The following is a 627-nucleotide window of genomic DNA, read 5'->3' on the forward strand; positions in this document are numbered from 1 at the left end:
AAAGTGTCCCTTCCGTCCGTGTTGTAGAACCGTCGACCACACCTACAGACAACCACCACTCTCCACGTGGCTCCACCAGCCACTCCACTCTATGCAGTTCGACCCAGTTCTCGCTCATCGAGTGGTCTCGTGTTTTGTGTAGGTGGCGGCGACCTCCCGTGAGTGTATGTATGCGACCGCTCTTTCCCTACAAGGCGCGCCGCACGTTGTCGCGCAAACCTCCCCCGTGCACACAATGAGCACGGAGGAGGCTGAGCTTCCGGAATGGGCCGAGGAGGTGGCGGGCACGTTCGGGCCCGTTCTCCCGGACAGGATCCAGAAACACCTCGGGACCTTGCTCGCTGCCGTCTACGCGCAGGAGGATGCCGAGCTTAGCGCCACGAGCCGCTTTGCCGATCTACTGGCCAAGCTCGATCTGGCTCTCGGCGACGCGGCCGAACGCAACGATGCCGAGTTCAAGAGGCTGCTCGTCACCATACTCCCGGGCCTGCTCCGCTTCGCCGTCTCGCTCGCCCGCGACCCGGTAGTGGCCGACGATCTCGTTCAGGACACCCTTGTGCGGGCATGGCGCTCCCGTACACGCTTCGAACAGGGCACGAACTTCGAGGCTTGGACCTTCACGATCCT

At 62.8% G+C, this 627-nt stretch carries 1 protein-coding gene; it reads left to right on the forward strand.

What is annotated here, in order from left to right; all coding sequences use genetic code 11:
- Window positions 1-235: 235 nt before the first annotated feature.
- Window positions 236-627: sigma factor (locus MKL01_RS24500; protein ID WP_279604860.1), on the forward strand; the 392-nt coding region annotated here is incomplete at its 3' end.

It is taken from the genome of Methylobacterium sp. J-070 (assembly GCF_022829385.1).
Taxonomy (GTDB): domain Bacteria; phylum Pseudomonadota; class Alphaproteobacteria; order Rhizobiales; family Beijerinckiaceae; genus Methylobacterium.